Source organism: Pseudomonas weihenstephanensis, from assembly GCF_001043055.1.
Taxonomy (GTDB): domain Bacteria; phylum Pseudomonadota; class Gammaproteobacteria; order Pseudomonadales; family Pseudomonadaceae; genus Aquipseudomonas; species Aquipseudomonas weihenstephanensis.
In genome coordinates this window covers 476,029-493,942 of the sequence record NZ_JYLF01000001.1, presented here as the reverse complement: position 1 = coordinate 493,942, position 17,914 = coordinate 476,029, and the positions used below count along the sequence as shown (strand labels likewise).

The window sequence follows — 17,914 nt, the reverse complement described above, 5'->3', positions numbered from 1 at the left end:
CCGCCCTTCCTGCCTTGTCGGATAATCAGCCACGCTCACTTAACCGTATTGAGCATGACTGATCTGACATTCACGCGTTATCGCCAGCCCATTTCAACCACCGCGCCGGATGAATAGCGCTTGGGGGCGGCCTGCTGTCGCTGGACATAAAACACCATGAGCCTGATTCAACAGATTGATGCTTTATTGCCACAAACCCAATGCGGAAAATGCGGCCATCCCGGCTGTAAACCCTACGCGCAGGGTATTGCTCAAGGCGAAGCGATTAATAAATGCCCGCCTGGTGCAGATGAAACCATTGGTACGCTTGCCACATTATTGAAAATACCCGTCATTGCACTGGACACCGAGCGCGGCACGGCACCGGCACAAATCGCCTTTATTCGCGAGGCCGAATGCATCGGCTGTACAAAGTGTATTCAAGCTTGCCCGGTAGACGCCATTCTGGGTGCCGCCAAGCTCATGCACACCGTGATAGTGGATGAATGCACGGGATGCGACTTGTGCGTAGCCCCCTGCCCTGTCGACTGCATTGAAATGCGTCCGCTACCTGACGATGTGATCCCGGTGGTAAGCGGATTTGCTCATGGAACAGCCCAGTATCACGCACGTACGCGCAAGCGCGATCACGCTCGACAACGCTATGAGCAGCGCATGACGCGCCTGAGTCTTGAGGAGCAAATCAAGCAATCACAACGAATCGCTCGCACTCAGCACACTCGTACATCTACTGAAGTTGCGCACAACCCGTCAACCCCATCAGCATCACTTAACGATGCAGCCCTTAAAAAGGCCAAAGTCACCCTTGCGATGGCCCGCGCCCAACTTCACAAATCGCTTAAAGCATTTGGTCACCCGCCAACTGCACCACAGCAATCCCAGTTGATCCAGCTTCAAGCGCAATTCGAACGTGCAGAACAGGCATTGGCTCAGCTCGAGCAGCGTCCAGAGCTATCGAGTAATGCTCCCTTAGCGCCCGGCGCCGATGTTAAGCGTGCAAAAATCCAGCTTGCTTTGCGTCGCGCAGAACTGAAAAAAGCCATTAACCAGGCATTGCCGAGTGAGCAACTCACTTCACTGAACGAAGCAGTCACTCATGCAGAATCGACTCTGGCCGCGCTAGACGTAGTCAAAGCTTGAAATATCAGGCTTTGCACCTACTTACTCTCAAGGCCCTTAACACTGCACATCGGGAACCTTTTTACTCATGAACGCCGCTAAGCGCCTTGAAATATTTCGTCGATTTCACGAAGACAACCCCGAGCCCAAGACAGAACTGGCCTACACATCGGCTTTCGAACTATTGATCGCCGTGATTTTGTCAGCCCAAGCAACGGACGTTAGCGTAAACAAGGCGATGGCCAAGCTGTTCCCGGTCGCGAATACCCCAGAAGCCATCTACGCTCTGGGAATAGAAGGTTTGTCGCACTACATCAAGACCATTGGCCTGTACAACAGCAAGGCCAAGAACGTGATTGAGGCCTGCCGCTTATTGATCGAACGTCACGCCAGCCAGGTGCCTCAAACCCGCGAGGAGCTCGAAGCACTCCCTGGTGTAGGTCGCAAGACGGCTAATGTCGTGCTGAACACCGCCTTCAGGCAGCTCACAATGGCGGTGGACACGCATATTTTCAGGGTCAGCAACCGGACAGGAATCGCTCCTGGAAAAAATGTGGTGGAGGTAGAAAAGCAATTGATGAAATTCGTACCCAAGCCTTATTTGCTGGATGCTCACCACTGGCTGATCCTGCACGGCAGGTATGTGTGCCAGGCACGCAAGCCACGTTGCGGCAGTTGCCGTATAGAAGACCTATGCGAATTCAAGCAAAAAACATCCGATGATTGAAACATCGAAGCTTTTAGGGTTGATCGATTGAGAAAATCTTTTTTACCCCCGAAGCGTTTGTCGCTATAAGGGGCGCCAATAGCTGTCTTGGCCTGGAGTGAAAAGAATGAGCACTGGCAAAGAAAGACTGGATGACGACGATTTGGAAGAGCTGGACGATAGCGTGCCTACCCCTTCTCCTGAGCCTGTGGCGAAGATCAATCTCGCCAAGCGCAGGACCATAGACAATCTTCTGGAGGAAAAGCGCCTCAAGAAACAACTGTCTGACTATGACTACGACCTTTAACGTCCTCAAAAGCCTCCTGTCTCGGAGGCTTTTATTCTTAAGGCCGCAACGCACGGGGACATCAGTACAGGCAAGCTACGTTCACATTCCCCTCACACCAAGCCATTACGCTGTGCAAGCTCGATCAGGTCAACAAGCGAGCGCGCATTGAGCTTTAATAACAGCCGGGTTTTGTAAGTACTAACCGTTTTATTGCTCAAGAACATGCCATCAGCAATGTCCTTGTTACTTTTCCCCCGTGCCAACTGCTGCAAGACCATCATTTCCCTACCCGACAAACGATTGACCATATCCGCTTCACTGGCATTCCCAAGGCTCGTACGCACTGAGTGCAGTGCCTGATTAGGAAAGTAACTGTAACCGGACAGTACCGCTTTGATTGCACTCAGCAACTCGGTCAAATCTTGCTGCTTGCATACATACCCCGCAGCTCCCGCCTGCATGCAGCGCATGGAAAAATGCCCGGGAGCCTGTGAAGTCAATACCAGTACTTTTACGGGTAATGCGGGTGTTGAAAGACGGGCAATAACCTCGAGCCCGTCTAGTTTGGGTATTCCTATATCCAGAATGACAATATCTGGCGCATGTTCACGCGCAAGTTGTAATGCATCTACACCGTTATCCGTCTCAGCAACGACTTCATAGCCATGTCGTTCCATGAGCATACGTACAGCAAGACGGATCACGGGATGGTCATCCACGATCAGCACTTTATTCATGGGCAATTCCAATTTTCGCTGTTCGAATTTTTAGAGTCAGCACAATAGCCTAGTCGTAACACCCTGGGCATAGCGCTCCCCCCCGAGCACTAACAGCCAAAGACATCACCTACATAAAATAACGATTTATCCTACAAAAAACCGCTCTAAAGAAAAGCTTCCCGTCCATCAAACGCGCGAATCACCCCACGTAAGAAAAATCGAATTTCGAAGCCTCCACGTATATTGAATTAATCAAACGAGTGTTTTTTTGTGCAACCCCATCGCACTTACGCAAGCGATGCTCCGACGCAACGCCATACTTTTACATACTGCCTTTTTCAATCACCTTCCTTTGCGCCCGCTCTGAAGCATCACTCACCTTCACACTATGTATGGGTAATGGTCCAATATAAACGCGTAAAAAAATCCTTACAAAACATTCGCACCGCCTACCCACACAAACAGAGAAATATTGACACACCTATTTAGCAGCACGTCAATCATTCAGCAACATCCCGGATACGTATGAAAAATATGACTACCAACCACACTAGCATGCCTTTACAACATCGCTACCCGATAATTATTGCCACCCGGCAAAATCTACTCTCCTTTCATAAGAAAATATTTCAAATTATCACTTAAGGAAAAGTACTACAGATCATTCGGAAATAGATTAAGCGTTACTTAATCAATACTAACAAGTTCATTACCCGAACCCGCCCAGCATTTGATCTCACTCAAAAACCATCTGCCCTTAGCACTTATTGATGCATTACATAAAAAGAAAACTTCCGAACCATTTTCACGATAAGTACTACAAGAAACCGTCAAAAACAAACATTCACATATCGCGCATATAAATACAGACCAAGCCTGCCCTTGCAGTTTCAAAAAGCCAGGTCTAGCTTTATAAGAAGTCACACTTTTTCACCCCTTGCAAACGCCCTCCCTGATGCTGACATCTCTCAGGAACGGCCTCTTGCGCACAGGACATTCACGTAAAAAACCACCCTTTTTTTCATACAGGCCGCACCATGATTACTCAAAAATACAAAGCCAAAAACCCGCTGACCGTAATCGCTATTTTTTCAATGCTTACGCAGGCGTCTGCCTCTATTTCCTTGCCTTACATCAACAATGAGAACCAGGAGATCTATGTATGGTTTTTGATCATTTTTCCACTTATTCTAATTGTTCTTTTTTTCATCACCTTAAACTTCAATAACAAATCCCTTTACTCGCCCTCCGACTTCACCAATGAAACAAACTTCATAACCACCAATATTGACCGCGCACACCCGCAAAATGGCGGCAGCACTCACTTCACACGTTCTGACGTGCCCGCCCACAAAAAAGCCCTCGACTGGGCAAATGTAAAGCTGACTCTTTGCCGCCCGCAGAGCCTTATTTTCTTGCCTCAAGGGCATCGAGATTATGATTCAACGCACTGCAAACGACACAAAATAAAAACAGCACCTGGTATTAGCCCTGCCACCAAAGAAGCCAGTGCCCCACAATTTATTGCCTTAAAGAAGGCCGGAACAGACGGCTTGCACATTGCAAACCTTACGCATCCGAACCTTCGCATCCTGGATATAAACAGACTCGAGGAAGTCCTACATCGCCTGAATAAGGCCTTGCACCCGACCAAAAATATACTTAAGAAAAATACCACGCTTATTCTATTAATCAATCATCACATTAATGCATTGATGCAAGACACTTCATTAACAATGCATACACATAAGAAGAATCAGTTAATGGAGAACACGAGGGTTATCACCTACAACACCCAAGACGACGCCATTCGGTTGCCCCTTTGACACTCGTCACTGAATGCCCCCCATAAAAAAGCCCTGGCCAAGGCCAGGGCTTCTTTAACACCGTGCGTATCAGAACAATTTACGGCCTTTGTTCGCCGCAATCCGCATGCGCAGTGCATTCAGCTTGATAAAGCCTGCTGCATCTGCCTGATTGTAAGCACCGCCATCTTCTTCAAACGTTGCAATGTTGGCATCAAACAATGATTCGTCAGACTTGCGCCCCGTAACAATCACATTACCTTTATACAATTTAAGACGCACAACACCATTAACGTGCGCTTGGGACGCATCAATCATTTGTTGCAACATCACCCGCTCAGGGCTCCACCAGTAACCGGTGTAGATCAAACTGGCGTATTTAGGCATCAGCTCATCTTTCAAATGCGCCACTTCACGATCAAGCGTAATCGACTCGATAGCACGGTGCGCACGCAGCATGATGGTGCCGCCTGGCGTTTCATAGCAACCACGGGACTTCATGCCTACATAGCGGTTTTCAACGATATCGAGACGTCCAATACCATTCTCACCACCGATACGGTTCAGTGTCGCCAGCACTGTGGCCGGCGTCATTTCAACGCCATCCAGTGCAACGATGTCGCCATTGCGGTAAGTCAGCTCCAGATATGTTGGCGTGTTAGGCGCGTCTTCGGGCGACTTGGTCCAACGCCACATATCCTCTTCGTGCTCGGTCCACGTATCTTCCAGTACACCGCCCTCGTAAGAGATGTGCAGCAGGTTGGCATCCATCGAGTACGGGGATTTTTTCTTACCGTGACGCTCGATAGGGATGGAGTGCTTTTCAGCGTAATCCATCAGCTTTTCACGCGAGAGTAAATCCCACTCACGCCAAGGAGCGATCACTTTGACCCCAGGCTTCAAGGCGTAGGCGCCAAGCTCAAAACGAACCTGGTCGTTACCTTTGCCTGTAGCGCCGTGAGAAATGGCATCAGCGCCCGTTTCGTTGGCGATTTCAATCAAGCGCTTGGCAATCAGCGGGCGAGCAATAGATGTGCCCAGCAGGTATTCGCCTTCGTAAACAGTATTGGCGCGGAACATAGGGAACACGAAGTCTCGAACGAACTCTTCGCGCAGGTCATCAATGTAGATTTCCTTGACGCCCATGGCTTGCGCCTTGGCACGTGCAGGCTCGACCTCTTCACCCTGCCCCAGGTCAGCGGTAAAGGTTACGACTTCACAGTTATAAGTATCCTGCAGCCACTTCAGGATCACCGAAGTGTCCAGGCCGCCCGAATAAGCCAGAACGACCTTGTTTACGTCCGCCATGCCATCACTCCACGGGTTGTTCGAAAAGCCGAACAGTCTACCGCTCAAGTGTATGAATTTACAGAGGCGCGACAGCTTAAGACGACAAAGCGACAGTTACTTTCATTTGCGCGACGAACAAGGCGCATTCAAGAGACGTTTGCAGGATTGATAACGCTTGCCGCCGGAGCCGTTTTTTCAGGTGGAGGGGTACGATCGAGTCGCACACTGACTCGACGATTTTTCGCACGATTTGCCGCACTGGAATTGCGCACCAAAGGATACTGCTCGCCGTGGAAACGCAAGGTGATCTGCGATTCTTGCAGGCCGTTCTCCTTGAAATACTCCATCACGGCCAGCGCCCTGCGCCTGGACAAATCACGATTGGTCAAACGGTTCCCGCTATTGTCGGAATGGCCATCCAGCGTGACATGATTCACCGAGGGATCTGCCTTCATGTATTGCACCATGACTTGCAGATTGATCCGCGCCTGAGCGTCCAGCTCAATACCTCCCCCCGGGAAGCCAATCTGAGATTGGCGTACCTGTTCAAAGTTTTTCGGCAGCAGCTTGGCAGTGCATGCCTCGTAATCACCATAAGCCTGACGGAACTTGACCGGTAACAAGCGAACCTCCGAGAGCCCACCTGACGAGGAGTAATGCCTGACCAACGGACTGCGACCTTCCAGCAACCCTCTGACCAGACTGCCTGCCTGGGCCTGAGAGCTGTTAAACAGCACGTGGCCGCGGCTTATGCGCACCGCCCCCAAATTAATATCACCGCGCCCTGGCTGCCAGGGTGCAGCCGCAGCCAGCAGCGTCGCAGACCCTTCACCCATCATCGAGTTGTAGGCATTCAAACGGAAAACCGCTTGCTCACCCGCACGACGCACAAAGGCGCCGGAGCCGAAATCAGTGATGGGCTGAATCAGACGACACTCGAACTTGTCACCTTCTACCTTCCACTCGATATTCTCCAGACGCGTCTGGAAAGTCAGGGCCATGGCAGGCAGGCTGGCAAACATACTGAGTAGGGCTAGATAACGCTGGCGCACGGGAGGCTCCACAGGCTTGTACGGCAAAAAAACAGCAAACAGATTTACGGCATTCTCAAGAGATATCGGTTAAGCGCCACAAAACTTGATAGCGAGTGCCTGAGAGAGTGTTTTCCGGTAGCATTCGCCTCAGTTTGACCCGCCTGGAATCCCCAATGTCCGACCGCCTGACCCTGCTGCGTCCCGACGACTGGCACATACATCTTCGCGATGGCGCCATGTTGCCTCACACTGTCGCGGATGTTGCGCGCACTTTTGGCCGCGCCATCATCATGCCCAACCTGGTACCTCCGGTGCGTAATGCAACCGAAGCAGATGCCTATCGCCAGCGTATTTTAGCTGCGCGCCCTGACGGTAGCCGCTTCGAACCGTTGATGGTCCTTTACCTCACCGATCGCACACAGCCTGAAGATATTCGTTCGGCCAAGGCTTGCGGTTTCGTTCACGCTGCCAAGCTTTATCCTGCTGGCGCCACAACCAACTCCGACTCTGGCGTCACCAGCATCGATGCCATTTTCCCGGTGCTTGAAGCCATGGCCGAAGTCGGCATGCCATTGCTGATCCACGGCGAAGTGACACGCAGCGATGTGGATGTATTCGATCGCGAAAAAATCTTCATCGACGAGCACATGCGCCGCGTTGTGGATCGCTTTCCTACGCTGAAAGTTGTGTTTGAGCACATAACCACTGCTGATGCCGTGCAGTTCGTCAACGAGGCCTCGGCCAACGTCGGCGCAACCATCACCGCTCACCACCTGCTCTACAACCGCAACCATATGTTGGTGGGGGGCATTCGCCCGCACTTCTATTGCTTGCCTATTCTCAAGCGCAACACCCATCAGGAAGCGCTGTTGGATGCGGCAACCAGTGGCAGCGAAAAGTTTTTCCTGGGTACCGATTCGGCCCCGCATGCCCAACACGCAAAAGAAGCGGCGTGCGGCTGTGCTGGCTGCTATACCGCATACGCGGCCATTGAGCTGTATGCCGAAGCCTTTGAACAGCGCAATGCGCTGCCCAAACTGGAGGCATTTGCCAGCTTGAACGGCCCGCGCTTCTACGGTTTGCCGCCGAGCGCCGAACACATCACCCTGGTTCGCCAGGAGTGGACCGCCCCAAGCAGCCTGCCCTTCGGCGAGCTGACCGTAATCCCGCTGCGCGCCGGTGAAAAACTGCGCTGGCGCCTGCTGGAGGAACAGCTGTGAGTGACGACCATTTTGATGACGAACACGAAGGCGGTCATAGCGGCCCTCGCCACCCGATGGCCGAACGCTTTCGCGGTTACCTGCCGGTTGTGATTGATGTTGAAACCGGTGGTTTCAATTGCGCGACCGATGCATTGCTGGAAATTGCCGCTGTGACCATCGGCATGGACGAAAAAGGCTTCGTGTTCCCCGAGCACACCTATTTCCACCGTGTTGAGCCGTTCGAAGGTGCCAACATCGAAGCCGCTGCGCTGGAGTTCACCGGCATCAAGCTTGATCACCCACTGCGAATGGCCGTTAGCGAAGAAACCGCGCTGAATGACATCTTCCGTGGCGTACGCAAAGCCTTGAAAGCCAACGGCTGCAAGCGCGCCATTCTGGTAGGCCATAACAGCAGTTTCGATTTGGGCTTCCTGAACGCTGCTGCCACGCGCCTGGACATGAAACGTAATCCGTTTCATCCCTTCTCAAGCTTTGACACTGCAACACTGGCTGGCTTGGCCTATGGTCAAACCGTTTTGGCCAAGGCGTGTCAGGCCGCTGATATCGACTTCGACGGGCGCGAAGCACACTCGGCACGTTACGACACCGAAAAAACAGCTGAGCTGTTCTGTGGCATCGTCAACAGCTGGAAACAAATGGGCGGTTGGAAAGACTTCAACGACTGATTCAGTCGCCTGAACTTTCTTGTCAGCATAAAAAAACCGGACACTGAGTCCGGTTTTTTTATGCCTGAAACGGAGGCTTACAGCTTGTCAGCGTTCTCGGTCAGGTAAGCAGCAACACCCGCAGTCGAAGCGGTCATGCCTTTGTCGCCTTTTTTCCAGTTGGCAGGGCACACTTCGCCGTGCTCTTCGTGGAACTGCAATGCATCAACCAGACGCAGCAACTCGTCCATATTACGGCCCAGTGGCAGGTCGTTAACGATCTGCGAGCGAACAACGCCCTTGTCATCGATGAGGAAAGCACCACGGAAAGCAACACCACCTTCGGACTCAACGTCGTAGGCTTTGCAGATTTCGTGCTTCATGTCCGCAGCCATGGTGTATTGCACCTGACCGATACCGCCGTTGTTAACTGGGGTATTGCGCCACGCATTGTGTGTGAAATGGGAGTCGATAGAGACTGCAACCACTTCAACATTGCGTGCTTTGAACTCAGGAATGCGGTGATCCAGGGCAATCAGCTCCGATGGGCACACAAAGGTGAAGTCCAACGGGTAGAAGAACACCAGGCCGTATTTGCCTTTGATCGCGGTGGACAGCGTGAAGCTGTCAACGATTTCGCCATTGCCCAGAACAGCGGCTACGGTGAAGTCAGGGGCTTGTTTGCCTACGAGTACGCTCATGGATATCTCCTGATGTGCAGCGTGAAGAACGGGAACTGGCTAACCTTCGTTGAAAGGCGTTATTACCGCCAGCGCTCGCGTGAAAAGATCGCGCATCATACACCGCTCGTCGGAACCGGCCTTACCCCTTTTTCATGGCAAGTGCAGATCATCGCAGCACCGTTCGTCAGCCACGCTAAATCGAGGTCCAATCGAGACCTAAGTTGCTTTGACAATCATTCTCGTTAACATTAAGATCCATCGCATTGAATCCCAACCAGTGATGGTTCTTATTTATGTACGTTTGCCTTTGCACTGGCGTCACCGATGGAAAAATCCGCGATGCGATCTACGACGGTTGCTGCAGCTACCGTGAAGTTCGCGAAGCGACGGGTGTTGCCAGCCAATGCGGCAAATGTGCATGCCTGGCCAAACAAGTGGTTCGTGAAACCTTGACGTCCCTACAAGCCAGCCAGGGCGTTATGAGTTATCCCGCAGATTTTTCAGCTGCCTGAATAAGCTATTTTCAAAGAACCGGACGAATGTCCGGTTTTTTTATGCTCTGAATTCAAGTGCTTAGCGTCAAGACGCGGAACACAAACATTCTTATTCCGATTAATTTTCATTTATTATTCAAATACTTAGGTTTGACAGCTGTAAGTGCGCGGCTCAAACTCTGGCGCATATACAGTTAACTAAGGCAGGCCCTCGCGATGAAAGGCGACATTTCAGTCATCCAGCACCTCAATAAAATCCTCGGCAACGAGCTGGTCGCAATCAATCAATACTTCCTGCATGCACGCATGTATCAGGACTGGGGCCTGGAAAAGTTGGGCAAGCACGAGTACAACGAGTCCATCGATGAGATGAAACACGCTGACAAGCTGATCAAACGCATTCTGTTTCTAGAAGGTCTGCCCAACGTGCAGGACCTGGGCAAGCTGCACATCGGCGAGCACACCAAAGAAATGCTTGAGTGCGACCTGCGTATTGAGCGCACCGGCCATGCTGATCTAAAAGCCGCCATTGCCCATTGCGAAGTTGTCGGCGACTTCGGCAGCCGTGAACTTCTCGAAGATATTCTTGAATCTGAGGAAGAACACATTGACTGGCTGGAGACTCAATTAGGCCTGATCGACAAAGTCGGCATTGAGAACTATCTGCAATCTCAAATGGGGTGAATAAGCAACTTCGCACTCATTAAAAAACCCCGCCCTGTTCATCGCAGGGCGGGGTTTTTTATTGTGCGCAAATAGTTAGCGCACCACCGTCATCACGCTTCGGTCTTGGCGGCGGCTGCCTTCGCGGTGGCCTCTTTGATCAGCGTTTGCAGCTCACCCGTGGCATGCATCTCAGCCATGATGTCGCTGCCGCCCACCAATTCACCGCCTACCCACAATTGAGGAAAGGTTGGCCAGTTGGCGTACTTTGGCAGGTTGGCGCGAATTTCCGGGTTTTGCAGGATGTCCACGTAAGCGAACTTTTCACCGCAGCCCATCACAGCCTGAGCAGCTTTAGCCGAAAAGCCGCACTGCGGGGCATTCGGCGAGCCTTTCATGTAGAGCAGAACGGTATTGTTGGCAATCTGTTCTTTAATAGTTTCGATGATATCCATGGAGCACCTCGGCTGAACTTTCCGACTCAGTTGTCGGCACGGTGGCGCATTGTAACGGAAACACAAGCAAGACGCTCGGTCGGCCCCACAGACGATAGTCTGCTTCTGCCGCCCATGAATTGCCAAGCAATGTCAGGGCAGTGTACAAATGGGCATCTGAGGGCTGGAAGCCACCCTTCAGGTGATCCAGACACACGCTAACGGCGGGCGAACGGAACCTGAACCCTCTAAAAAAACACCCTGATTGGCAAGACGCGACATTTCCTTATAAGATCGCGCCTTCCCCTATTTCGTCGCCCCGTGCGGCTTACGCCGCAGGTCTCGCCCGTTTTTGTGAAAATCCCGGCTTTGAGCATCTGCAGTCGTTGTAAAAAAGGTAGCTAATGATGAGCGCAAGGCACTTTCTCTCCCTCATGGATTGCACGCCCGAAGAGCTAATCAGCGTGATTCGTCGAGGCATTGAGCTCAAGGACCTGCGCCATCGCGGGGTACTCTTCGAACCTCTGAAAAACCGCGTGCTGGGCATGATTTTCGAGAAATCGTCGACCCGCACCCGCTTGTCCTTCGAGGCCGGCATGATCCAGCTCGGCGGTCAGGCCATCTTCCTGTCGCCGCGCGACACCCAACTGGGCCGTGGCGAACCTATCGGTGACTGCGCCATTGTCATGTCGCGCATGCTTGATGCCGTGATGATTCGTACCTTCGCTCACAGCACCTTGACTGAGTTCGCGGCCAATTCCCGCGTTCCCGTGATCAATGGTCTATCAGATGACTTGCACCCCTGCCAACTACTGGCTGACATGCAAACGTTCATGGAGCATCGCGGCTCGATCAAAGGCAAGACCGTGGCCTGGATCGGCGACGGTAACAACATGTGCAACAGCTATATAGAAGCGGCCATTCAGTTCGACTTCCAACTGCGCATCGCTTGCCCGCAAGACTATGAACCCAACCCGCAGTTTGTTGCCTTGGCAGGCGAACGCGTGACCATCGTGCGCGATCCACGCGAGGCTGTTAAAGGGGCGCACCTGGTGAGTACGGATGTGTGGACGTCCATGGGCCAAGAGGAAGAAACGGCCAAACGCTTGAAGCAGTTCGCCCCTTACCAAGTCAATAAAGCGCTGCTCGACCTGGCTGCCGAGGACGTGCTGTTCATGCACTGCCTGCCCGCTCACCGCGGCGAAGAGATCAGTGTCGACTTGCTGGACGATCCGCGCTCAGTCGCCTGGGATCAAGCCGAAAACCGCCTGCACGCACAAAAAGCGCTGCTCGAATTCCTCGTTCAACCGGCGTACCACCACGCATGAGTCAGCCTCTACTGCTTAACCTGCGCGATCTGGCCTGCGGGTATCAAGGCCAGAGCGTGGTACAGAACCTCAACTTGCACCTCAATGCAGGCGACATCGGGTGTCTGCTGGGCTCTTCAGGGTGTGGCAAAACCACAACCTTGCGCGCGATTGCAGGCTTTGAACCCGTTCATCAAGGAGAAATCCAGCTAGGCGGTGAAATCATCTCCAGCGCCGGATTCACCTTGGCGCCCGAAAAACGCCGGATCGGCATGGTGTTTCAGGACTACGCGCTGTTTCCCCATCTCAGCGTGGCGGACAACATTGCGTTCGGTATTCGCAAACTTCCAGACAAAGAGCGCATTACTGAAGAGTTGCTCGAACTGGTCAACCTGAAGAACCTGGGCAAGCGTTTCCCCCACGAGCTATCGGGTGGGCAACAGCAGCGTGTAGCACTCGCCCGTGCGCTGGCGCCAGAACCGCAACTGCTATTGCTTGATGAGCCGTTCTCGAACCTGGACGGTGAGTTGCGGCGCAAGCTGAGCCACGAGGTACGGGACATTCTGAAAGCCCGTGGCACCAGTGCGATTTTGGTGACACACGATCAAGAAGAAGCCTTCGCTGTCAGCGACCACGTCGGCGTGTTCAAGGAAGGTCGTCTCGAACAATGGGATACGCCCTACAACCTGTATCACGAACCGCTCACACCCTATGTCGCAAGTTTTATTGGCCAGGGTTACTTCATTCGTGGCCAGTTACTCAGCCCGGAATCGGTTCAGACCGAGCTGGGCGTGTTGCAAGGCAATCGGGCTTATACCTGGCCAACAGGGTGTGCTGTCGATGTATTACTGCGCCCGGACGACATCGTCTACGCACCGGACAGCAACTTGAAAGCGCGCATTATCGGTAAAACCTTCTTGGGGGCTTCAACGCTGTATCGTCTGCAATTACCGACAGGCAGCCAGCTGGAATCCATTTTCCCAAGCCACGTGGACCATTTGCCTGGTACAGAAGTGGGCATCCGGGTCGCGGCAGAGCATTTAGTGATGTTTCAAACCAGTGGCAGCACCGCAGCGCAAATCCCGCACTGCGAGGCTGGCGTAAGACGTTTCAGCACGTCCCACTGAAAACGACAACCCGCCCACACGGATGCATAACGTGCAGGCGCTGTGCTCCCGAGCGGCTTAACCCGCAACCGCGCCGCTACATCGCGTAAATACTGACGTCTGTAGCGGCTGATCAACCTCGCCCAATGTCGGCAAAGGTAGCCTGTGTCTGCGCTGCCAACACGCCAGGCGCCAGCTCGACCTCAAGCCCGCGTCGCCCCGCACTCACATAAAGGGTGGTGAAAGCCTGTGCACTGCTATCTATAAAAGTACGCAGACGCTTCTTTTGTCCCAGCGGACTGATCCCACCCAGCAAATACCCTGTCGCTCTTTGCGCCGCCGCAGGGTCAGCCATCTCGGTTTTTTTAACCCCTGCCGCCTGAGCCAACGCTTTGAGATCAAGACTTCCGACGACCGGTACAACAGCAACCAACAACTCACCTTTTTCACTGCTCGCCAACAGCGTCTTAAACACCCGAACAGGCTCCAGCCCCAGTTTCTCTGCGGCCTCAAGACCATAAGAAGGCGCTTTGGGGTCGTGCTCATAGCTGTGTACCCGGTGTGGCGCGCAAACTTTTTTCAGCAGGTCCAGTGCGGGGGTCATGTGCGTTCCAATCGTGGAGTGAATAAAGACAGTCGCGTGCGGATTTTAGGCCATCGGCCCGTAAAAAGGCATTGGAACGGGCGTTCCGAATTAAATCCCTGATGAATCGTTACACCTGACCCTACCAATTTGTAGCCTTTGCTTACAGAAAAACAAGCCCCAAAACATCTCCCAAAAGTCAGAATACGACGGCTCGTTCACTTTCGACCTTTGACAGCGGTGTTTCTTGTCTATATTTTTTCGATTCTGAATATAAACGCTCGATACCTGAACATTTTTATCCGCACACGAAAACCGGGCGCAAAGCTTCCCGGTTTTTGTGCAGCTTCACGACCAACCTGACTGACGATGTCAAAAAAAACAAAAAAGAGGTTTCAAATGACGACTGCATCGCAGCACCCTACGCTTTCAGGCCAGTGTATGGCCGAGTTTCTCGGCACCGCACTTCTCATCTTCTTTGGTACAGGTTGTGTCGCAGCCCTCAAGGTGGCGGGCGCCAGCTTTGGCCTCTGGGAAATCAGCATCATCTGGGGCATTGGCGTCAGCATGGCGATTTACCTGACCGCGGGAGTTTCAGGCGCACACTTAAACCCCGCAGTCAGCATCGCGCTGTGCCTGTTCACCGATTTTGAAAAACGAAAACTGCCGTTTTACATCCTCGCCCAAGTGGCGGGTGCCTTCTGCGCGGCGGCATTGGTGTACACCCTCTACAGCAACCTGTTCTTCGATTACGAACAAACTCACCAGATGGTACGCGGCAGCAAGGAAAGCCTGGAGTTGGCGTCGGTGTTCTCAACCTACCCGCACCCGGCGCTCTCAACTTTGCAGGCGTTTATGGTTGAGATGGTGATCACCGCTATCCTGATGGGCGTAATCATGGCCCTCACTGATGACAAGAATGGTCTGCCACGCGGCCCATTGGCGCCGTTGCTGATTGGCTTGCTGATTGCGGTGATTGGCAGCTCGATGGGCCCGCTGACCGGCTTTGCGATGAACCCTGCACGTGATTTCGGGCCTAAGCTGATGACTTTTTTTGCGGGCTGGGGGGAAGTTTCTTTCACCGGCGCGCGGGATATCCCTTATTTCCTGGTTCCTATCTTTGCACCGATCGTCGGTGCCTGCCTCGGCGCAGCGATTTATCGCGGGATGATTGCCCGCCACCTGCCTGCCGTCGAAGCTGTGGCAACGGATGCCCAAGCCAGCGCTGAGGTAAAAACAGCGTCCTGACATCGATTTATGAAACGGGGCGCAGCAGATCACTGCCCGTTAACGCTCTCGCGCCCTGAACCCATTACTTCATTCTGCAAGGCAATCCCATGACCGACATTCAGAATAAGAACTACATCATTGCGCTGGACCAAGGCACCACTAGCTCGCGAGCGATCATCTTTGATCGTGACGCCAACGTGGTTTGCACCGCACAACGTGAGTTCCAACAGCACTACCCGCAAGCCGGCTGGGTTGAGCACGACCCGATGGAAATTTTCGCCACCCAAAGTGCCGTAATGGTTGAAGCCTTGGCACAAGCGGGTCTGCATCATGACCAAGTGGCCGCCATTGGTATCACTAACCAACGCGAAACCACCGTTGTGTGGGACAAAATCAGCGGCCGTCCCATCTACAACGCGATCGTTTGGCAATGCCGACGCAGTACCGAGATCTGCGAACAGCTCAAACGCGACGGCCACGAGCAATACATCAGCGAGACCACCGGTCTGGTCACCGACCCGTACTTCTCGGGCACCAAGCTGAAATGGATCCTCGACCACGTTGAAGGCAGCCGCGAGCGCGCCCGCAATGGCGAACTGCTGTTCGGCACCATCGACAGCTGGTTGATCTGGAAATTTACCGGCGGCAAGACCCACGTCACCGACTACACCAACGCCTCGCGCACCATGCTCTTCAACATCCATACGCTGGAATGGGATGCGAAGATGCTGGAAGTGCTCGATATCCCGCGTGAAATGCTCCCAGAGGTAAAATCCTCCTCCGAAATCTACGGTCGCACCAAAAGCGGCATCGCCATTGGCGGCATCGCAGGCGATCAGCAGGCCGCTTTATTCGGCCAGATGTGCGTAGAGCCGGGCCAGGCGAAAAACACCTATGGCACCGGCTGTTTCCTGCTGATGAACACCGGCACCAACGCGGTCAAATCCACACACGGCATGTTGACCACCATCGCCTGCGGTCCCCGTGGCGAAGTTGCCTACGCATTGGAAGGTGCAGTTTTCAACGGTGGCTCCACCGTGCAATGGCTGCGTGACGAACTAAAAATCATCAACGATGCGCACGACACCGAATACTTCGCCAATAAAGTCAAAGACAGCAATGGCGTGTATCTGGTCCCGGCGTTTACCGGCCTTGGCGCACCGTATTGGGACCCGTATGCACGGGGTGCTCTGTTCGGTCTGACTCGGGGCGTACGTGTAGATCACATCATTCGCGCAGCTCTTGAGTCGATTGCCTACCAGACTCGCGACGTACTCGACGCCATGCAACAGGACTCGGGCGAACGCCTTAAAGCCCTGCGCGTCGACGGTGGCGCAGTCGCCAACAACTTCTTGATGCAGTTTCAGGCTGACATTCTGGGCACCATGGTGGAACGGCCGCAAATGCGCGAAACCACAGCGTTGGGCGCTGCCTACCTGGCGGGTCTGGCATGCGGTTTCTGGAGCAGCCTGGACGAATTGCGTGGTAAAGCCGTCATCGAACGCGAGTTCGAACCAACGCTGGAAGAAGCCAACAAAGAGAAGCTCTACGCGGGCTGGAAAAAAGCCGTGAGCCGCACCCGCGATTGGGAACCTCACGAAGAAAACAACTAAGCAAGGCAGGCAATGCCAGAAGCTGACGCCTGAGGCGTCGGCTTCTATCAACTGACTTCATGGCGCCTGTGAGTAGCAGGCGGCGCTTTCCTGCGGCATCATGGGCGAATTTGCTTCGCCGCCCAAAGGAAACTCCATGAATCTGCCTCCACGCCAACAGCAGATCCTCGAACTCGTTCGCGAGCGCGGCTATGTCAGCATCGAGGAAATGGCGCAGTTGTTCGTCGTCACGCCGCAGACCATTCGTCGCGATATCAACCAATTGGCCGAAGCCGATTTGTTGCGTCGCTACCACGGTGGAGCAGCCTATGACTCCAGTGTTGAAAACACCGCCTACGCCATGCGCGCGGATCAAATGCGCGATGAAAAACGCCGTATCGGCGAAGCCATCGCTGCTCAGATTCCTGACCACGCCTCGATCTTTATCAACATCGGCACCACCACCGAGTCGATAGCCAGAGCGTTGCTCAACCATAGCCACCTGAAAATCATCACCAACAACCTGCATGTCGCCTCAATTCTGAGCGCCAAGGATGACTTTGAAGTCCTGATTGCAGGCGGTAACGTGCGTCGCGACGGCGGCATCGTTGGTCAGGCCAGTGTCGACTTCATAAACCAATTCAAATTCGACTACGCCTTGGTGGGTATCAGCGGTATCGATTCAGACGGCAGCCTGCTGGACTTCGACTACCAGGAAGTACGCGTTTCCCAAGCCATCATTGCCAATGCCCGACAAACCATACTGGCCGCAGACTCCAGCAAGTTCGGACGTAACGCGATGGTACGCCTGGGTCCAATTACACTGATTGATTGCCTGGTGACCGATCAACCACCCGTGCCGGAGCTGGCTCAATTGTTGGCCCAGAACAAAATCCGCCTCGAAGTGGTGTAACCACATGCCACGCTAATCTGTAGGCGTTAGGGCAGGCTGCGATTTTTGGCGGTTATTTCGTAATAGATAGTGGCCAGAGA

At 53.3% G+C, this 17,914-nt stretch carries 19 protein-coding genes; 13 read left to right on the top strand and 6 right to left on the bottom strand.

Going from position 1 to position 17,914, the window contains the following annotated elements; all coding sequences use genetic code 11:
- Positions 1 to 156 precede the first annotated feature (156 nt).
- From rsxB to TU86_RS02370, 3 genes are all read left to right on the top strand, one after another.
- Positions 157 to 1,140 (top strand): electron transport complex subunit RsxB, encoded by a 984-nt coding sequence (gene rsxB, locus TU86_RS02380; protein ID WP_048362695.1) that lies wholly within the window; start codon positions 157 to 159, stop codon positions 1,138 to 1,140.
- A gap of 67 nt (positions 1,141 to 1,207) precedes the next feature.
- Positions 1,208 to 1,846 carry an endonuclease III gene (nth, locus tag TU86_RS02375; RefSeq protein WP_048362694.1) on the top strand — a complete coding sequence of 213 codons (639 nt, stop codon included), beginning with the start codon at positions 1,208 to 1,210 and terminating at the stop codon, positions 1,844 to 1,846.
- Between the two features lie 106 nt (positions 1,847 to 1,952).
- Entirely contained in the window at positions 1,953 to 2,132 is a 180-nt protein-coding gene (locus TU86_RS02370) for a PA3496 family putative envelope integrity protein (protein ID WP_048362693.1), read from the top strand.
- Positions 2,133 to 2,224: 92 nt separating this feature from the next.
- Here the strand turns inward: TU86_RS02370 and TU86_RS02365 are convergent, their stop codons facing one another.
- Positions 2,225 to 2,851: a response regulator transcription factor gene (locus TU86_RS02365; RefSeq protein WP_047274014.1), complete on the bottom strand. Its 627-nt coding sequence runs from the start codon at positions 2,849 to 2,851 to the stop codon at positions 2,225 to 2,227.
- A 1,019-nt stretch (positions 2,852 to 3,870) separates the two neighbouring features.
- Here TU86_RS02365 and TU86_RS22085 point away from each other — a divergent pair.
- Positions 3,871 to 4,659: a hypothetical protein gene (locus TU86_RS22085; protein ID WP_053075969.1), complete on the top strand. Its 789-nt coding sequence runs from the start codon at positions 3,871 to 3,873 to the stop codon at positions 4,657 to 4,659.
- 69 nt (positions 4,660 to 4,728) lie between these two features.
- On the opposite strand, the gene TU86_RS02355 is transcribed toward TU86_RS22085, so the two are convergent.
- Both TU86_RS02355 and TU86_RS02350 read right to left on the bottom strand, forming a co-directional pair.
- Positions 4,729 to 5,946 carry an argininosuccinate synthase gene (locus TU86_RS02355; protein ID WP_048362692.1) on the bottom strand — a complete coding sequence of 406 codons (1,218 nt, stop codon included), beginning with the start codon at positions 5,944 to 5,946 and terminating at the stop codon, positions 4,729 to 4,731.
- Positions 5,947 to 6,074: 128 nt separating this feature from the next.
- The gene (locus tag TU86_RS02350) at positions 6,075 to 6,980 is read right to left on the bottom strand and encodes a flagellar protein MotY (protein ID WP_048362691.1); all 906 of its coding nucleotides are present in this window, start codon (positions 6,978 to 6,980) and stop codon (positions 6,075 to 6,077) included.
- Positions 6,981 to 7,135: 155 nt separating this feature from the next.
- Here TU86_RS02350 and pyrC point away from each other — a divergent pair, with 155 nt between their 5' ends.
- Both pyrC and rnt read left to right on the top strand, forming a co-directional pair.
- Entirely contained in the window at positions 7,136 to 8,182 is a 1,047-nt protein-coding gene (gene pyrC / locus TU86_RS02345; RefSeq protein WP_048362690.1) for a dihydroorotase, read from the top strand.
- Positions 8,179 to 8,850 carry a ribonuclease T gene (gene rnt / locus TU86_RS02340; RefSeq protein ID WP_048362689.1) on the top strand — a complete coding sequence of 224 codons (672 nt, stop codon included), beginning with the start codon at positions 8,179 to 8,181 and terminating at the stop codon, positions 8,848 to 8,850. Before pyrC ends, rnt begins: the two co-directional genes overlap by 4 nt.
- Before the next feature lie 77 nt (positions 8,851 to 8,927).
- Here the strand turns inward: rnt and TU86_RS02335 are convergent, their stop codons facing one another.
- Positions 8,928 to 9,530: a peroxiredoxin gene (locus tag TU86_RS02335; RefSeq protein ID WP_048362688.1), complete on the bottom strand. Its 603-nt coding sequence runs from the start codon at positions 9,528 to 9,530 to the stop codon at positions 8,928 to 8,930.
- 275 nt (positions 9,531 to 9,805) lie between these two features.
- On the opposite strand from TU86_RS02335, the gene TU86_RS02330 reads away from it, so the two are divergent.
- Complete coding sequence (locus TU86_RS02330; RefSeq protein WP_048362687.1) at positions 9,806 to 10,024, top strand: bacterioferritin-associated ferredoxin; 219 nt, start codon at positions 9,806 to 9,808, stop codon at positions 10,022 to 10,024.
- A gap of 198 nt (positions 10,025 to 10,222) precedes the next feature.
- Positions 10,223 to 10,690 (top strand): bacterioferritin, encoded by a 468-nt coding sequence (gene bfr, locus TU86_RS02325; RefSeq protein ID WP_048362686.1) that lies wholly within the window; start codon positions 10,223 to 10,225, stop codon positions 10,688 to 10,690.
- A gap of 92 nt (positions 10,691 to 10,782) precedes the next feature.
- Here bfr and grxD read toward each other — a convergent pair whose 3' ends face one another.
- On the bottom strand, positions 10,783 to 11,124 hold the full coding sequence (grxD, locus tag TU86_RS02320) for a Grx4 family monothiol glutaredoxin (protein ID WP_048362685.1): 342 nt from the start codon (positions 11,122 to 11,124) through the stop codon (positions 10,783 to 10,785).
- Between the two features lie 386 nt (positions 11,125 to 11,510).
- On the opposite strand from grxD, the gene argF reads away from it, so the two are divergent.
- Positions 11,511 to 12,431 (top strand): ornithine carbamoyltransferase, encoded by a 921-nt coding sequence (gene argF, locus TU86_RS02315; RefSeq protein ID WP_048362684.1) that lies wholly within the window; start codon positions 11,511 to 11,513, stop codon positions 12,429 to 12,431.
- Entirely contained in the window at positions 12,428 to 13,537 is a 1,110-nt protein-coding gene (locus TU86_RS02310) for an ABC transporter ATP-binding protein (protein WP_048362683.1), read from the top strand. The genes argF and TU86_RS02310 overlap by 4 nt, the downstream gene beginning before the upstream one ends.
- Before the next feature lie 112 nt (positions 13,538 to 13,649).
- Here TU86_RS02310 and ybaK read toward each other — a convergent pair whose 3' ends face one another.
- Positions 13,650 to 14,120 (bottom strand): Cys-tRNA(Pro) deacylase, encoded by a 471-nt coding sequence (gene ybaK, locus TU86_RS02305; RefSeq protein ID WP_048362682.1) that lies wholly within the window; start codon positions 14,118 to 14,120, stop codon positions 13,650 to 13,652.
- Positions 14,121 to 14,498: 378 nt separating this feature from the next.
- Here ybaK and TU86_RS02300 point away from each other — a divergent pair, with 378 nt between their 5' ends.
- The 3 genes from TU86_RS02300 (at position 14,499) to TU86_RS02290 (ending at position 17,834) form a co-directional block, all read left to right on the top strand.
- Complete coding sequence (locus tag TU86_RS02300; RefSeq protein ID WP_048362681.1) at positions 14,499 to 15,347, top strand: MIP/aquaporin family protein; 849 nt, start codon at positions 14,499 to 14,501, stop codon at positions 15,345 to 15,347.
- A gap of 89 nt (positions 15,348 to 15,436) precedes the next feature.
- On the top strand, positions 15,437 to 16,942 hold the full coding sequence (gene glpK, locus TU86_RS02295; protein ID WP_048362680.1) for a glycerol kinase GlpK: 1,506 nt from the start codon (positions 15,437 to 15,439) through the stop codon (positions 16,940 to 16,942).
- 136 nt (positions 16,943 to 17,078) lie between these two features.
- The gene (locus TU86_RS02290) at positions 17,079 to 17,834 is read left to right on the top strand and encodes a DeoR family transcriptional regulator (RefSeq protein WP_048362679.1); all 756 of its coding nucleotides are present in this window, start codon (positions 17,079 to 17,081) and stop codon (positions 17,832 to 17,834) included.
- Positions 17,835 to 17,914: the final 80 nt, after the last annotated feature.